16 protein-coding genes and 1 riboswitch are annotated in these 15,242 nt (G+C 33.3%); of the genes, 10 read left to right on the top strand and 6 right to left on the bottom strand.

Going from position 1 to position 15,242, the window contains the following annotated elements; all coding sequences use genetic code 11:
* Positions 1-32: 32 nt before the first annotated feature.
* Both VGE71_RS11365 and VGE71_RS11360 read right to left on the bottom strand, forming a co-directional pair.
* Positions 33-785 carry an SDR family NAD(P)-dependent oxidoreductase gene (locus VGE71_RS11365; protein WP_144218122.1) on the bottom strand — a complete coding sequence of 251 codons (753 nt, stop codon included), beginning with the start codon at positions 783-785 and terminating at the stop codon, positions 33-35.
* Positions 786-938: 153 nt separating this feature from the next.
* The gene (locus tag VGE71_RS11360; protein WP_331138433.1) at positions 939-1,313 is read right to left on the bottom strand and encodes a hypothetical protein; all 375 of its coding nucleotides are present in this window, start codon (positions 1,311-1,313) and stop codon (positions 939-941) included.
* Positions 1,314-1,449: 136 nt separating this feature from the next.
* Here VGE71_RS11360 and VGE71_RS11355 point away from each other — a divergent pair, with 136 nt between their 5' ends.
* The 3 genes from VGE71_RS11355 to VGE71_RS11345 all read left to right on the top strand — a co-directional run bounded on the left by VGE71_RS11355 (position 1,450) and on the right by VGE71_RS11345 (position 2,793).
* Positions 1,450-1,656: a hypothetical protein gene (locus VGE71_RS11355; RefSeq protein ID WP_331138432.1), complete on the top strand. Its 207-nt coding sequence runs from the start codon at positions 1,450-1,452 to the stop codon at positions 1,654-1,656.
* A gap of 45 nt (positions 1,657-1,701) precedes the next feature.
* Complete coding sequence (locus VGE71_RS11350; protein ID WP_331138431.1) at positions 1,702-2,274, top strand: pseudouridine synthase; 573 nt, start codon at positions 1,702-1,704, stop codon at positions 2,272-2,274.
* Between the two features lie 66 nt (positions 2,275-2,340).
* Positions 2,341-2,793 carry a tRNA (cytidine(34)-2'-O)-methyltransferase gene (locus tag VGE71_RS11345; protein WP_331138430.1) on the top strand — a complete coding sequence of 151 codons (453 nt, stop codon included), beginning with the start codon at positions 2,341-2,343 and terminating at the stop codon, positions 2,791-2,793.
* Positions 2,794-2,893: 100 nt separating this feature from the next.
* On the opposite strand, the gene VGE71_RS11340 is transcribed toward VGE71_RS11345, so the two are convergent.
* From VGE71_RS11340 to VGE71_RS11330, 3 genes are all read right to left on the bottom strand, one after another.
* Positions 2,894-3,670 carry an ABC transporter ATP-binding protein gene (locus VGE71_RS11340; protein WP_331138429.1) on the bottom strand — a complete coding sequence of 259 codons (777 nt, stop codon included), beginning with the start codon at positions 3,668-3,670 and terminating at the stop codon, positions 2,894-2,896.
* Positions 3,671-4,008: 338 nt separating this feature from the next.
* On the bottom strand, positions 4,009-5,034 hold the full coding sequence (locus tag VGE71_RS11335; RefSeq protein ID WP_331138428.1) for an iron ABC transporter permease: 1,026 nt from the start codon (positions 5,032-5,034) through the stop codon (positions 4,009-4,011).
* Position 5,035: 1 nt separating this feature from the next.
* Positions 5,036-6,178, bottom strand: coding sequence for an ABC transporter substrate-binding protein (locus VGE71_RS11330; protein ID WP_331138427.1), 1,143 nt, complete (start codon positions 6,176-6,178; stop codon positions 5,036-5,038).
* A gap of 94 nt (positions 6,179-6,272) precedes the next feature.
* Between VGE71_RS11330 and VGE71_RS11325 the strand changes: the two genes are divergently transcribed.
* From VGE71_RS11325 to VGE71_RS11295, 7 genes are all read left to right on the top strand, one after another.
* On the top strand, positions 6,273-6,635 hold the full coding sequence (locus tag VGE71_RS11325) for a DUF5522 domain-containing protein (RefSeq protein WP_331138426.1): 363 nt from the start codon (positions 6,273-6,275) through the stop codon (positions 6,633-6,635).
* A gap of 107 nt (positions 6,636-6,742) precedes the next feature.
* Complete coding sequence (gene cobU / locus VGE71_RS11320; protein ID WP_331138425.1) at positions 6,743-7,252, top strand: bifunctional adenosylcobinamide kinase/adenosylcobinamide-phosphate guanylyltransferase; 510 nt, start codon at positions 6,743-6,745, stop codon at positions 7,250-7,252.
* Between the two features lie 146 nt (positions 7,253-7,398).
* On the top strand, positions 7,399-9,078 hold the full coding sequence (cobT, locus tag VGE71_RS11315; RefSeq protein WP_331138424.1) for a nicotinate-nucleotide--dimethylbenzimidazole phosphoribosyltransferase: 1,680 nt from the start codon (positions 7,399-7,401) through the stop codon (positions 9,076-9,078).
* A gap of 113 nt (positions 9,079-9,191) precedes the next feature.
* The gene (locus VGE71_RS11310; RefSeq protein WP_331138423.1) at positions 9,192-9,977 is read left to right on the top strand and encodes an adenosylcobinamide-GDP ribazoletransferase; all 786 of its coding nucleotides are present in this window, start codon (positions 9,192-9,194) and stop codon (positions 9,975-9,977) included.
* On the top strand, positions 9,962-10,492 hold the full coding sequence (gene cobC / locus VGE71_RS11305) for an alpha-ribazole phosphatase (protein WP_331138422.1): 531 nt from the start codon (positions 9,962-9,964) through the stop codon (positions 10,490-10,492). Before VGE71_RS11310 ends, cobC begins: the two co-directional genes overlap by 16 nt.
* Before the next feature lie 69 nt (positions 10,493-10,561).
* A riboswitch (cobalamin riboswitch) is annotated at positions 10,562-10,762 on the top strand.
* A 27-nt stretch (positions 10,763-10,789) separates the two neighbouring features.
* Entirely contained in the window at positions 10,790-12,625 is a 1,836-nt protein-coding gene (locus VGE71_RS11300) for a TonB-dependent receptor plug domain-containing protein (protein ID WP_331138421.1), read from the top strand.
* A 4-nt stretch (positions 12,626-12,629) separates the two neighbouring features.
* Positions 12,630-13,664 (top strand): YncE family protein, encoded by a 1,035-nt coding sequence (locus VGE71_RS11295; RefSeq protein WP_331138420.1) that lies wholly within the window; start codon positions 12,630-12,632, stop codon positions 13,662-13,664.
* A 71-nt stretch (positions 13,665-13,735) separates the two neighbouring features.
* Here the strand turns inward: VGE71_RS11295 and VGE71_RS11290 are convergent.
* Positions 13,736-15,242 (bottom strand): S41 family peptidase (locus VGE71_RS11290; RefSeq protein WP_331138419.1); only part of this gene is annotated, 1,507 nt, incomplete at its 5' end.

Raw genomic sequence — 15,242 nt, 5'->3', positions numbered from 1 at the left:
TATCTAATTCAAAATTTTTATACTCTAAAGTACTATACAGCTGTATAACCACCATCGGCAATAATATAACTTCCTGTAGTAAATGATGATTTATCTGAATTTAAGAAAACTACCAATTCTGCAATTTCCTCAGCTGTTCCTAAACGATTCATAGCCGATTTTGCCGCAACGGCTTGCATCATATCTTTATTTAAATTGTCTTTTAAAAGTGCTGTTTCAATATAACCTGGTCCAACAGCATTACATCGAATATTTTTTTGCGCATATTCTACTGCAATATTTTTAGTCAAACCAACAACAGCATGTTTAGAAGCTGTGTACGCAGGACTAAGTGGTGCAGCAACCTGTCCGTGAATAGAAGCAATATTTACAATGCTTCCCCCACCATTTTTCTCCATTTGTTCTAATTGGTATCGGCAGGCATAAAAAACACCATTCAAGTTGAGTCCAATTACACGATCCCAGTCTTCAGGTTCATATTCTCCGGTTGGTTTTGCAGGTCCGCCCATTCCCGCATTGTTGCAGGCAATATCCAATCTTCCATATTTTGAAACCGTAACCTCAACCATATGTTTGTTATCGCTTGCACTCGACGAATCTCCTTTTATAAAAAAAGCTTCTCCGCCTTTATCTTTTATCATTTTAACGGTTTCTTCACCGTGATCTACATTGATATCTGAAACTACAACTTTTGCTCCTTCTCGAGCGTATGCTTCTGCTACTGCACGCCCAATTCCAGAGCCGCCACCAGATACAAAAGCTACTTTATTTTCTAAAAGTGCCATATTCTTATGTATTAAATTTGTTTTCTAAATTTACGAAGATATCGGCGGATACTCAAGATTTGCAGCGAGTTTACAATAAGATTAACGCTTCACGCTAATGTTATGTTATTTGATATTAAAATGACCTTGTTTCACTAAAAATTTAGTATTGTTTTATTCGTCTTCGTCCAATTTCATGTTTCCACGATCCTCATGACTTTCAGGATTGGAATTTGGATATCGATTGGGCGTGATATCAGAATTACGATCTTTGTTTTCTACTGTTTTTTTAGCTTCCTCATCAGAACTTACACCACGATTTGCATTTGGATTATTGGAATCTGTTTTTGAAATTTTGGTTTTAATATCTTCGTTTTCGTTTCTCGCTCTTTCCACTATTTTTTTATCCCCATCTGCATCTGTTACCAGTTCTTTATTGAGTTTGGCATCTTTTAGCTCTTTATCGTGCGAAACGTTTTTTCCTTTAGATTCGTCGATATTCTTTTGAGTTCCGTTTATCTTTTTTGTTCCTAATTTATTCGTTTCCATAACATTGTGTTTTAATTTATAATATTACAAATTCCAACTATAAAAAAATTACGACTTAAGATTGCTTTCTTTTATAATTGCCATCTGCTTTTTATTTTATTACCTTTATTTAAAGCAACTTAACAAACTAATTATCATGAATTTCTTCAAAATCAAAACCAGTTGGTCTAATGCCGAATTTATTCCAATCAAACTTTGTATGGCTTCTGTTTATATTTTAGTTGGAAGTTATTTTCATGAATTTTTCGAAAACTATTATTCTGTTTTGATAGTCATTTTTATCATTACCTCAATTTGGTTTGTTTATCAATGGCTAAAAAAGATGAAATCACAAAAGCAGTAATTGGTTTTAATTTTATGAAAGGACTATCTTTGCAAAAAATTAAAAATGCACAGACACTTCCTTCTTTTTAAACCTTACGGCTATTTGAGCCAATTTATTTATGAATTAAAAAGAAAGAAAAAGCTTTTGGGTGAATTACACGATTTTCCCGCAGGAACAATGGCAATCGGTAGACTGGATGAAGATTCTGAAGGTTTGCTCCTCCTAACCACCGACGGAAATATGAGCGAACTTGTACGAAGTAAAAAAGTCGACAAAGAATATTACGTTCAAGTTGATGGTGTTATTACTCCTGAAGCAATAGAACAATTACAAAAAGGAGTTGAAATTGGTCTTCATGGCGACAAATACAAAACCAAACCCTGCAAAGCTTTTATTGTTACCGAAATTCCTGATTTAGGGCCAAGAGCCAAAAAAATCAGAGACGAACGTCATGGCCCAACTTCCTGGGCATCGATTACGATTAATGAAGGAAAATTTCGTCAGGTTCGAAAAATGACTGCTGCAGTTGGTTTTCCAACGCTTCGTCTGGTTCGCGTTCGAATAGGAAATGTATATTTGCAAAATCTAAAAGCAGGCGAAGTGCTTGAGGTTTCTGATTTTCAATTAGAAAATTAGAAAATATGGCAATTAGAATTGTTGGAAACCCATAATTTATAACTTATAATTCATAACTCAAAAAAGATGCTAAACGTAGTTCTTGTTGAACCTGAAATACCTAATAATACTGGAAATATTGGTAGATTGTGCGTAGGTACAGAAAGCCGTCTTCACTTGATTCATCCTTTCGGATTTGTCATTAATGATAAAAACCTAAAACGTTCTGGCTTGGATTACTGGGTTCATTTGGATGTTACCGAGTATCAAAATGTGGAAGAATGGATTGCTCAGATTCCAGATCATTCTCGTGTGTTTTTGATGAGTTCTCATTCTGAAAAATCTTATTTAGAAAACGAGTTTCAAGATGGTGACTGGCTGGTTTTCGGAAAAGAAAGCGTTGGTTTAAGCGCAGCATTCATGGCAAGATTCGAAAATCATTTGACGATTCCGATGTCTCCGCTTATTCGTAGTTTTAATATTGCCAATTCGGTTGCTTTTGTGGTTGGCGAAGCGAAACGACAAATTGGATTGAAATAAACATTCTTGATTTCCTGCAAGGTTTTCAAAACCTTGTAGGTATAATTCAATATTCATTTCAGACCTACAAGGTTTTGAAAACCTTGCAGGAAAAGTAGCTTTAACTCACAATAAACTTTCCTTTTTCAGCATCAAAAACAATATTTTCGTCTTTGAATAAATTGCTGAAACTTCCGTTTGAGATTAAATTGCATGGTTGATCCTGCGTAATATTTTCTGGCGTCATCATAATCATTTCATCACTTAATTGAATCGCTAAATCAATATCGTGGGTAGAAAACAAAATGCATTTTTGGGTTTCCTGAGTTAGTTTTTTCAATAATTTGAACAACGAAACTTTATGCAGTAAATCCAAATGTGTTGTCGGTTCATCTAAAATAATTAATGGAGTATCTTGCGCCAAAGCTCTTGCAATTAAAACTTTCTGTAATTGTCCATCGCTAATTTGAAAATGCTTTTTTGAAGCCAAATGTTCAATTTGTGTTAGATTCATAGCTTCATGAACTTTTGCAATATCTTCATCAGACAATTTATCTACCCAATTTGTGTATGGCTGGCGACCTAAGGCTACTAATTCAAAAACAGAAAGATTACTCGGAGGCAATTTTTCTGTTAAAACCAAACTTAGATTTTGCGCTAATTCTAAAGAATTGTAATCTGAAATATTTTTTTCATTCAAATACACATTTCCTGATAATGGCTTTTGGATTCCTGTAATAGTTCGAAGTAAAGTCGATTTTCCTATTCCGTTTGCTCCTATTAAAGTAATAAGTTTTCCTGCTCCTAGGTTTAGATTCAGATTCTCAGCAATAGTCGTAATGCCTTTGTTGGATTTATATCCAATATTTAGATTTGAAGTCTTTAAGATGTTTTTCATTTTTTTATTATTCTAAGTTGCTGAGATACTGAGTTTCTAAGTTTTTTCTTTTGCCACTGATTAAAGGATTAAAATGATTAAAAAAAATCTGTGCTAATCTCTTTTCTACAGCAAATACTGAGTTTCTATTTTTTTGCTTTTGCCACTGATTAAAGGATTAAAAATGATTAAAAAAAATCTGTGCTAATCTGTGTAATCTGTGGCTAAAAATTAATTAAAATTTCTTTTTCTAAACCAAATACTGAGTTTCTATTTTTTTTGCTTTTGCCACTGATTAAAGGATTAAAAATGATTAAAAAAATCTGTGCTAATCTGTGTAATCTGTGGCTAAAAATTACTTAAAAATTTCTTTTTCGAACTAAAAGCCAAATAACTACAGGCGCGCCAATTATAGACGTAATTGCATTAATTGGAAGCGTGACTTCAAAACCTGGCATCTGTGAAACAATATCACAAAACAACATTATAAAGGCTCCAAAAAATAAGGTACTCCAAAACAAAATAGTATGATTACTGGTTTGAAACGTCAGTTTTGCAATATGAGGCACTGCCAAACCAACAAAAGCAATCGGACCAGCAAATGCTGTGATGGCTCCAGACAATATACTTGTTGCAAGTATGATAATTAATCGTGCTTGTTTAAAATTGAGTCCCATACTTTTAGCATAGTTTTCTCCCAATAATAAGGCATTTAATGGTTTTATACTTTTGACGCTTAAAAGTAAACCAATTAAAACACAGCAAGTCAAAATTCCGATTGTAGGCCATGAAAGATTTCCAAGACTTCCCATTGACCAGAAAGTAAATTTTTGCAATTGTTCGGCTGTACTGAAATACGTTAAAACATTTATTATTGCTGCGCTAAAACTTGCAAACATTAATCCTACGATCAGAATAGCCATTGTATCCCTCAATCTTTGTGAAACTACTAAAACTAAAAGCAGAACCAAAATACTTCCAGCTGTAGACGCTAGAACAATTCCGTACGAAGACAATGCGATTGCGCTTAAAAAAGAAGGCAGAAATCCAGCTCCCAAAATCACAAAAGCAACTCCCAAACTAGCACCAGAACTCAATCCTAAAACATAGGGTTCAGCCAATGGATTACGGAATAAAGTCTGCATTAAAAGTCCACTGATTGAAAGTCCGCTTCCTACCAAAACTGCTGTAATTGCTTTTGGCAAACGATAATTTATAATGATATATTCCCAAGTTGATTTTGATGCGTGACCTCCAGTTAAACTTGCAAAAACATCTTTCAACGGAATCATAACAGAGCCCAAACTAATGCTTGCAAAAAACATCATTAAAAGACCTAAAGCTAGAATGACAAATAAAATGGTATTTCGTTTTTTATTCACCAATTTAATTCAGTTTTGATGCAAAAGTAAATTCATAACTGGTCAATAAATCAGGATGAAAAATTTTGATATAATCTTTTAAAACCAAATCTGGTCGGCTTGGGGCCAATTCGTAATAAACAGTTCCTCCAGTAGCTCCCAATTTCCCTTCAAAATTATAAACCGTTTTATTTTTAAAAGCATCAAATTCTACATAATGCGGATTGGCTTTTTGTAATTCATCTAAACTTTTAAATGACCCCGAAGCAATCCAAACATTTGCATCTTTGGCTTTGTCTAATACTTTTTCAAAAGACAAACCTTCACTTCCTGATCCATTTAAATCTGCCCATAAATAATTAGCTTGTGCATCTTTCATAAACTTAGCAACCCAACTGTCTCCTTTCGCAACATACCAAACATCTTCGTACATTGAACCGTATAAAACTTTAGAAGTCGCAGGTTTTTCGGCAACTAATTTTTTAGCCTGGTTATAACTTTCTACAATTTTATCAAAAAGCTCTTTTGCCAGATCTTCTTTACCAAATAAGGCACCATAAAGTTTAATCCATTCTGCTTTCCCTAGTGGCGATTGTTCCATCCAATCTCCTTGAATTAAGACTTTTAATCCGCTTTTTTTCAAATTATCCAACATCGGATTGTTATTGTCAACTCCAAAAGTTACAATTAACTCGGGAGACAATTCTATTAATTGTTCAATATTTAGTTTTTCATTTTGTCCAACATTTTTCACAGAACCTTTGTCAATTAAAGCTCTCGTTTTTTCTGAAGAAATGTAATCGGTATGTGGAAAACCAACTAATTTGTTTTCTACTTCCAGCATTTCTAAAAACGGAATATTAGTAGTCGAAGTAACCACAACAGACGTTAACGGAACCTGAATTGTAGTATAAGTTTGAAGGCTGTCTGGAACTTTTGCATCCTTTTCTTTTAAAATATATTTGAAATCTTTGTTCGCATTTGGCCAAGGATTTGAGACAGTTACAACTGAATAATCATCATATTTCACAATCGAAAGTCCGCTTGCGTATTCTATACTGTTTTTTACATTTTCTACTTTTACTGTTTCTGTATTTTCATTCTTCTTACATCCTGTCAGGATAAAAAAAGAAGCTATAAAAATCATTTTCGGTAATAAATGTCTCATATTTTATGTTTTGGATCACGACAAAGGTAAAGTATTTTCTATTTTTTTTGTTTACCTTTATTCTTACAAATTTAAACAATTGTATCTTTACAACATGAATACCACAAAAATGAAAATTTGCTCAAGCTGTGATTCTGAATTCAGCTGTGGAGATATATCTGTAGAAAAAAAGTGCTGGTGTAATGATTACCCGCCTATTTTTAACCTTTCTGAGGGAGGCGATTGTCTTTGTCCTATTTGTTTTAAAGAAGCTTGTGAAGACAAGATCGAAGCATATGTAGAAACCATGACTCCCGACAAAGCTCCAACCAACAAAGCTATCTCGCTCCCTAAAACCGATAATTTAATTGAAGGTATCGACTATTATATCGAAGATGGTCAATATGTTTTTAAACCTTGGTTTCACTTAAAAAGAGGAACTTGCTGTGGAAACAACTGCCGACATTGCCCTTATTAAAAGTGATGAGTTATGAATTGAAAGTGATGAGTTAATCTTTCAGAATTAATTATAACTTGCCAAACGAAACTCATAACTTATAACCCCTAACTTATAACTACTAAAACATGATTTATTTGGTGACCGGTGGCGAACGCTCTGGAAAAAGCAGTTATGCTCAAAAACTGGCTTTAGAACTTTCTGATTCTCCTATATATGTAGCAACCGCCAGAAAATGGGATTCTGATTTTCAAAATCGTATTGATCGTCATCAACAAGAACGTGACGAACGTTGGACGAATGTTGAAGAAGAAAAATATCTCAGTAAAATTGATTTTTCTGAAAAAACAGCCTTAATTGATTGTGTCACACTTTGGCTTACCAACTTTTTTGTTGATCATAAAAACGATGTTCATCTAAGTTTAGAAGAAGCTAAGAAAGAATTCCTAGCCATTGCAAAACAGCAAAACACTACTATCATTATTGTAACAAACGAAATCGGAATGGGAGTTCATGCAGAAACTCACATTGGAAGAAAATTTGTTGAACTTCAAGGCTGGATGAATCAGTTTCTTGCCGAAAATGCTGATGAAGTCGTGTTGATGGTTTCGGGAATTCCTGTAAAAATAAAAGGCTAAATCACAATAGAAAAATTCTAAATTCCAATACATTGGGAGGAAATTCACAATTTTAAATTCCGAATTTCAAAGCTAAACTTTATCTTTACTAGAATGTTTTTCATTTTCCATTTTGGAATTTGGAACTTAACAAATTGGAATTTAAAATGAGTAATCTAGACGATATATTAAAATCACGCCGTGACACCCGACACTTTACAACCGACGAAGTTCCAGACGATGTAATTCAGAAAGCGTTACAGGCTGGTCACTGGGCTCCCTCTGTTGGGCTTACTGATGCGACTAGATATTTCCTCATAAAATCTAATGAAGTTAAAACTTCAATTAAAAAGCTGTTTTTAGATTATAATAAAAAAGCAGCTGAACTTACGGATAACAAAGAACAAAAAGAATTGTACAATTCCCTGAAACTGGAAGCAATTGAAGAAGCTCCAATTGGGCTCATTATTGCTTATGATCGTTCTGTTCTCAATCAGTTTACTATCGGAACTATTGGCAGTAACGAGGCTGTTAAATTTAGTTCGGTTTGTGCAGCACAGAACATCTGGCTTTCGCTCACGGAACAAGGTTATGGAATGGGATGGGTTTCGATTTTAAATTATTACCAATTCAAAAAAATACTCAATTTACCAGATAATATAGAACCTCTTGGTTATTTCTGCATCGGAAAACCTGCTACCAATTATAACAATCAGCCCATGCTGCAACAATTGCATTGGAAGCAAAAATCGGAAGCCCCAATTTGTAGCGAGATTTCAGAAATTCAAAATATAAATATTTCTAATCTTGAATTAAATTCCAAAAGTGAAACGGAAAACACAACTGATTTCCACCAACTTTTACAGGAAAAAATAGATTCAAAAACCAAACCCCTTGGCGCTTTGGGAACTTTAGAAACTTTGGCTTTTCAAATGGCAACGGTTTTTGAAACTTTAAACCCTAAAATTATAAATCCAAATATTGTTGTTTTTGCCGCAGATCACGGAATTGCCAATCATAGAGTAAGCGATTATCCGCAAGATGTAACGCGCCAAATGGTCAATAATTTTCTAGATGGAGGCGCTGCAATAAATGTTTTCTGTAACCAAAACAATATCGAATTATCTATTGTAGATGCTGGTGTAAATTATGATTTCCCAACCAATACCAAATTAATTGATGCTAAAATTGCTAAAGGAACACAGTCTTTTCTACATGTTCCAGCCATGAGCGAATCTGAAGTTCAATTATGTTTGGACAAAGGAAAAGCCATTGTCGAAAATATCGCAAAAACAGGTTGCAACTGTATCGGTTTTGGCGAAATGGGAATTGGTAATACCTCAACAGCTTCTGTTTTAATGAGTGTCTTAACTAATTCTGATATTGAAGATTGCGTCGGAAAAGGAACGGGAGTTTCTGATGAAAAACTAATTCAAAAGCAAAATATTCTCAAAAAAGCAATCGAAAATTATTCCGGTCAAGCCGAATTAATGTCACAACTTTCTTATTTCGGAGGTTTTGAAATTCTACAAATGGCAGGCGGAATGTTGTCTGCTTTTGACAATAAAATGCTGATTTTAGTGGATGGTTTTATCTGTACTACAGCTTTTTTAATTGCTTCTAAAATCAATCCGAATATTATAAAAAATGCTGTTTTCTCTCATTGTTCAGCGGAAAAAGCACATATCAAACTACTTGATTATCTAAACGCAAAACCGATTTTAAATCTCGATTTGCGTTTAGGCGAAGGTACAGGTTGTGCAATTGCTTTTCCAATTTTAAAATCTGCAGAAGTTTTCTTGAATGAAATGGCCAGCTTTGAAAGTGCCGGGATAAGTAAGAAGTAGTTTGCAGTCGCAGGTTTCAGTCACAGTAAACTTTAAAACAAATTGATTCTTCAAAATAATTATGTTACAGCATTATTTATTCTCATTTTTGTCATGGAAAACAATTATAAAAAATGAAAAAAGAACTACACATTTTCTTTACCTGTTTAATGTTCTACACCCGAATTCCATGTCCAAAAAACATTACACATCATCCGGATTATTTAAATAAAGCTACAAGATATTTCCCTTTTATTGGATGGATTGTTGGAAGCTTTTCATTTCTGGGTTTCTATCTTTTTTCTCTTTTTCTTTCAACAGAAACTGCTGTTCTTTTTGCTATTATAATTTCTATTCTAACTACTGGAGCTTTTCACGAAGACGGATTTGCAGATGTTTGCGACGGATTTGGCGGAGGCTGGACCAAAGAAAAAATCTTAATGATTATGAAAGACAGTGCCATTGGCGCTTATGGAGCAATCGGATTGATTTTACTTTTTTTAATAAAATTCAAATTACTTTCGGAATCCATTTCACTTTTTACACATAATTTCACTTTAATTTTTTTGCTATTTATTTCTGCTCATTCTTTAAGTCGATTAGCTGCAATAAGCATCATTTTTACTCACGAATATTCTCGAGAAGATGCTTCGAGCAAAAGCAAACCTATTGCTAAACGATATACATGGAAAGAAGTTTTTGGCTCGTTCTTTTTTGGTTTGACCCCGTTAATTGTATTTTCTTATTTTAATTATAAATTCTTTTTAGCTGTAATTCCTGTCTTTATTACTCGCTATTTTTTAGCGCGTTACTTCCAAAAATGGATTGACGGTTATACAGGAGATTGCCTTGGTGCCACACAACAAGTTTGTGAAGTTATATTCTACTTAAGCATTTTATTTATATGGAAATTTATCTAGTACGTCATACCGAAACAATCTGTGAGAAAGGAATCTGCTACGGCCAATCGGATGTCACTATTCTAGAACCTTTTGATGAAATATTCGGCAGAATTGTTTCTAAACTTCCCTCAGAAGCCGTTATTTTTTCTAGTCCTTTGAAGCGTTGCGCAATTCTGGCAAAACACATTTGTGAAAACATAAAAACAATTTCTTACCAAGAAGATGATCGATTGAAAGAAATGAATTTTGGAGACTGGGAATTGAAAAAATGGAACGAAATTCCACCTGGAGAACTCAATCCGTGGATGGAAGATTTCGTCAATATCAAAGTTACAAATGGAGAATCTTTTACAGAATTACATGAAAGAGTGGGGCATTTTTTTAATGAAATCTCAACTATAAAAGAGCCGATTATTATCATTGCCCATGCCGGAATTATTAGAAGTATTTTGTGTCACCAAACTTCGCTTCCTTTAAAAGACGCATTTAATAGCAAAGTTGATTTTGGAGAAGTTATCAGAATTGAATTATAAATTGACGTTTTGTTTGACTATTATCTCTTAAAAGTGAAACAAATTTGATTAATCCATATTTTTAATTTTATCTTTGCAGCAAATTAAGGTTGTGTTTTTTAAACACATTAAAAGGGAATCAAGTAAAATTCTTGAGCTGTACCCGCAACTGTAAGCTGAGTTCTAAAACGAATGCTTGTTGTTAACTGCAAAGCCACTGTCATGCAGCCGTGATGGGAAGGAAAACAACAAGACGCAAGCCAGGAGACCTGCCTTTGTAACCAATATCGAGCTCTCGGGAAAAAGAGTGTAGAAATTATGACTATAAAATTAAGGTTTGCTTTTTGTCTCCTATTGTTGTGCCAGATTACTATGGCGCAGAACGATTCTATTAATAAACTGAAAGAGGTTATTGTTTCTGATAATAATCTTAAAAACTTCTCGAATACACAGTCCATTCAACGATTAAATGATTCTGTCATTAGTAAAAATCAATCGTCTTTAACTTCTCTTTTAAATTATAATACGGTAATCTATTTTAAAGAAAATGGATTAGGTATGACTTCGGCGCCTTCATTTAGAGGAACTACTTCTCAGCAGACTGTTGTAGTCTGGAATGGAATAAATATCAACTCTCAGTTATTAGGGCAGGCAGATTTTAATACCATTTCAACAAGAGGTTTTAATTCGATTGATGTAAAAGCAGGCGGAGGAAGTGTAGTTTATGGAAGCGGTGCAATTGGAGGAACCATTCATTTAAACAATGATTTGAAATTTTCGGATACTTTCAAAAATGATTTTCAGATCTATTATGGTGAATTTAATACTCTAAGTGCTGTTTACGGGATTACTGCAGCAACTAAAAAATGGAGCTTTAATGCCAGTTTTACCAGAAACAGTTCTGAAAATGATTTTAAATTTGTTGGACAGGAAGTATGGAACAAAAACGGACAATATTATAACAATACACTCGATGCTGCTATTGGTTATAAAATAAATGACAAAAACAGTATTAAATTTTACAGTGAAATATTTGATGGCGAAAGGCATTTTTCGCTCACTTCTCCAAATCAAACCAAAACTAAATATCAAGATTACAACACTCGTAATTTAGTAACCTGGAGCAGCTCTTTTAGCAAATTTGATTCAAATTTAAAGCTCGCTTATATTACCGAACATTATAATTATTTTGAAGATATAAATCGGGAGGGATATACTTCTGGAGGCGTAAAAAGCTTTATTGGAAAATATGATCTTGATTATACGATATCTTCTACAATAAAAATAAGTACCATTTTAGATTATACCAAAAATGATGGAATAGGTTCTGGAATTGGCAAAGCTAACCGCGAAATTGGTGGTGCTAGTTTGCTTTGGAAACATACCCTGACAGATAAATGGAATTACGAAATGAGTGCCCGAAAAGAAGTTTCAGACGCTTACAAAAGTCCTGTTCTTTTTTCTGTAGGTTCTCGATATGATTTTTCAGACTTCTATAAGCTTAAATTTAATTTATCCAGAAACTTCAGAATTCCAACATTTAATGATTTGTATTGGTCAGGAAGCGGAAATCCAGATTTAAAACCAGAAAGTTCCTTTCAGGCAGAAATCGGAAATGAATTCAAATACAAAGATTTTCATTTGACTGTCACAGCATACGGAATGAAGATTAAGGATATGATTAGATGGATTCCAAACAGTTCAGGAAACTGGATTCCGGAAAATACAGACCGAGTTACAATCTACGGTGCTGAAGCACTTTTAGGATGGAAAAAAAGTTTTGACAAACATACATTTGATTTTAGTGGCACCTATGCTTACACGGTTTCATTAAATGACCAAACAGACAAACAGCTTTTTTATGTTCCTTATCATAAACTAACTGGTTCATTGTCTTATTATTTCAAAAAACTTTCAGCATATTATCAAATTATGTATACAGGAGAAGTTTTTACAACATCAGATAATAGTCCGAAATATATACTTGACGCTTACAATGTTTCAAACGTTGGTGTTGATTACAATTTTAGTAAAAAAAATATCTTCAAAATAGGTTGTAAAGTAGCCAATGTTTGGAATGAAAAGTATGAAGCGCTTCCTAATCGCTTTATGCCTGGAAGAAATTTAACCATTTATTTAAACCTTAATTATTAATAACATGAAACTGAAAAATCTTTATTTAGGAATTATAGCATCGGCTTTTCTGTTTGCTTCTTGTAGCAGCGATAATGATGACAAAATTGACACTCCGCTAGGCGCATACGACAATGGAATACTTATTTTGAATGAAGGAAACTTCTTGTCGACAAATGCTTCTGTATCTTATCTTTCAAATGATTTAGTTACTTTCCAAAATGATATTTTCAAAGTAGTAAATCCAACTGTTGTTTTAGGAGATGTTGCTCAATCTCTAACTTTTAGCGATGACAAAGCTTTTATTGTAGTAAACAATTCTAATGAAGTAGAAGTAGTAAATCGTTACACATTTAAAAGTCTTTACACGATTACTGAAAAACTTGAAAATCCACGTTACAGTGTTGTTTTAAATGACAAATTGTATGTTACAAATGCTATCTCTAAAGCAGTAACCGTTTATGACGCAAAAACATATGCGTACTTAACTTCGATTTCATTAAATAAAACAGCTGAAAAGATTGTAGCAGCAAATGGAAAACTTTATGTTACAAACGCTTCTTATGGTAACGGAACTGAAGTTACTGTAATCAATCCATCAACTAATAGTGTAACGAAAACTATTACACTTGAAAATGGTATCAACTCAATCGAGGCAAATAACGGAACTGTATATGTATTAGCTGGAAACAGTACTAAAAGTCAATTATCTAAAATCAATACTTCTACCGATACAGCAACATCTTTCGAATCAACTACTGTTAAAGGAGCTTTGAATATGGATATTGATGGAAATAAAATCTATTATACTCAAGGATTAGGAGTTTATGCAATGAATTTATCTGCTACTACTTTTTCTGAAAAAGCTTTATTCTCTGTATCAGATAATGACTGGTCAACATTTTACGGGTTTGGTGTTATAGACGGCAAAATATATTCAGGAGCTGCAAATCAGTTTACACAAGACGGAACTGTTACAGTATATTCTTCAACTGGAGAAGTTTTAAAAACAGTTACTGCTGGTTTAGGACCAAATGGTTTTTATTCTAACAATAACTAGAATTAGTTTACATTTTGGATAAAAAAAGGCTTTCATTTCTGAAAGCCTTTTTTTTTATTTTAAACAAGTCATTAAAACCCTTTTGTTGCAGTTTTTAAATACATACCATGATTCAAACCGTTGATGATTTTAGAATCTGTAAAATACGGACGATTTGGCTGTGAATCATCAGGAATTCTTTTGGCTGTCGCTCCTGTAATTTTTGAAATAGCAAGATTCAGTAATGGTTCAGAAGCATCTCCTAAAACTCCATAATTAGTAACTCTTTCATATTGTTGATATGTTGGTACCAATCCACCTGTATAATCTCCAAAATTTTGCGAGTTTGTAATTTTTAAAACCAAAGGCTGCATCGCATATTTATGATTTGGATTAACATTCCTTTTTGTCAAAGTTTCTGAATCGTAAACTGTAAATGAACCTACATTTTTTCCTGTTGTAGTTTCCCCAATCTGAACCACATTGATATACGGTTTTAGTCCGTTGATAATTAATTCACTTGCAGAAGCCGTACTCGCCGTCGTTAAGATATAAACAGTACTCATATTTAGGCTATTTAAATTCTTAACAAATCGCACATTTAAATCTTCCAAATCTGCAGTAGACAAACCTTGCATTAGTTTAGCATTATATGTCATTTTTGAAAAAATCTGTGTATCAAATTGCCCTGTAATCATACTGGCAAGTTTAGCTGCCGATGAAATGGCTCCTCCTCCATTATAACGTAAATCCAAAACAAAATCGGTAACACCTTGCGCTTTAAGTTCTCCAAAAGCCTGATTTAATCGATCATCATATTCATCATAAAAACCATTGTACATCAAATAACCAATTTTATGACTTCCAGAAACAATTACTTTATTAATAAAAATTGGATTCTCTTCTAAAACCGTTTTGGTCAAAGCCACTGATTTTCCATTGGAGACAAAAGTAGTTCCGTTATAATCGGCTAAATTCAAAGTATAACTGTCCTGATTCAATAAAGTCTGATAATTTGAAACCGTAAGTTTGGTTCCGTTTATACTTGTAAATATATCACCACGTTTTATTGCTTTATTCGAAGCATCTGAATTTGGAATAATATAACGAACATAACCCCATAAATCATTTGAATCTGCACTAATATAACTTAACCTAAAATCTACTCCGTTGTTTTTTGTAATACCGCTTAATTGTTGTTCCAAAACAGTATAATCGTCAACGATCCAGCTAAAACGGTCAACGGCTCCCCCATTTGGATATTTACTTTCCGGTTTGTATAATAAATCTTCAAACAAATCTTCAGGTTTAGAATATCCTCTTAAAAAAGAGTTGAAATCAGATTTCAAGTTACGGCCATCAGCTAAATTCGGAACATCTGCCTGCCATAAATAAACCTCATTTAATCCTCTCCAAATAAAACTATTAATTTGTACATCTGCAGGAGCTGCAACATCATCATTATCTTCACAAGACTGCAAAGAAAAAGCGAGTAAAAAAAGAAAAAGAATACTTTTTAAAGGTGTTTTCATATCGTTTGGGTTTCTATAATAGAATAAACGTAAAAGTAGTATCTTTAGTTTTAGCTTCGTCAGAAAG

The organism is Flavobacterium sp. (assembly GCF_036405015.1).
Lineage (GTDB): Bacteria > Bacteroidota > Bacteroidia > Flavobacteriales > Flavobacteriaceae > Flavobacterium.
Note: the sequence above shows the minus strand (reverse complement) of the source record. Positions and strands in the feature narration are given on the sequence as shown.

Excerpts from the sequence above, each read along its gene's own strand:
- VGE71_RS11365 (WP_144218122.1), bottom strand. The coding sequence starts at position 785 with ATGGCACTTTTAGAAAATAAAGTAGCTTTTGTATCTGGTGGCGGCTCT.
- VGE71_RS11360 (WP_331138433.1), bottom strand. The coding sequence starts at position 1,313 with ATGGAAACGAATAAATTAGGAACAAAAAAGATAAACGGAACTCAAAAG.
- VGE71_RS11355 (WP_331138432.1), top strand. The coding sequence starts at position 1,450 with ATGAATTTCTTCAAAATCAAAACCAGTTGGTCTAATGCCGAATTTATT.
- VGE71_RS11350 (WP_331138431.1), top strand. The coding sequence starts at position 1,702 with ATGCACAGACACTTCCTTCTTTTTAAACCTTACGGCTATTTGAGCCAA.
- VGE71_RS11345 (WP_331138430.1), top strand. The coding sequence starts at position 2,341 with ATGCTAAACGTAGTTCTTGTTGAACCTGAAATACCTAATAATACTGGA.
- VGE71_RS11340 (WP_331138429.1), bottom strand. The coding sequence starts at position 3,670 with ATGAAAAACATCTTAAAGACTTCAAATCTAAATATTGGATATAAATCC.
- VGE71_RS11330 (WP_331138427.1), bottom strand. The coding sequence starts at position 6,178 with ATGAGACATTTATTACCGAAAATGATTTTTATAGCTTCTTTTTTTATC.
- VGE71_RS11325 (WP_331138426.1), top strand. The coding sequence starts at position 6,273 with ATGAATACCACAAAAATGAAAATTTGCTCAAGCTGTGATTCTGAATTC.
- cobU (WP_331138425.1), top strand. The coding sequence starts at position 6,743 with ATGATTTATTTGGTGACCGGTGGCGAACGCTCTGGAAAAAGCAGTTAT.
- cobT (WP_331138424.1), top strand. The coding sequence starts at position 7,399 with ATGAGTAATCTAGACGATATATTAAAATCACGCCGTGACACCCGACAC.
- VGE71_RS11310 (WP_331138423.1), top strand. The coding sequence starts at position 9,192 with ATGAAAAAAGAACTACACATTTTCTTTACCTGTTTAATGTTCTACACC.
- cobC (WP_331138422.1), top strand. The coding sequence starts at position 9,962 with ATGGAAATTTATCTAGTACGTCATACCGAAACAATCTGTGAGAAAGGA.
- VGE71_RS11300 (WP_331138421.1), top strand. The coding sequence starts at position 10,790 with ATGACTATAAAATTAAGGTTTGCTTTTTGTCTCCTATTGTTGTGCCAG.
- VGE71_RS11295 (WP_331138420.1), top strand. The coding sequence starts at position 12,630 with ATGAAACTGAAAAATCTTTATTTAGGAATTATAGCATCGGCTTTTCTG.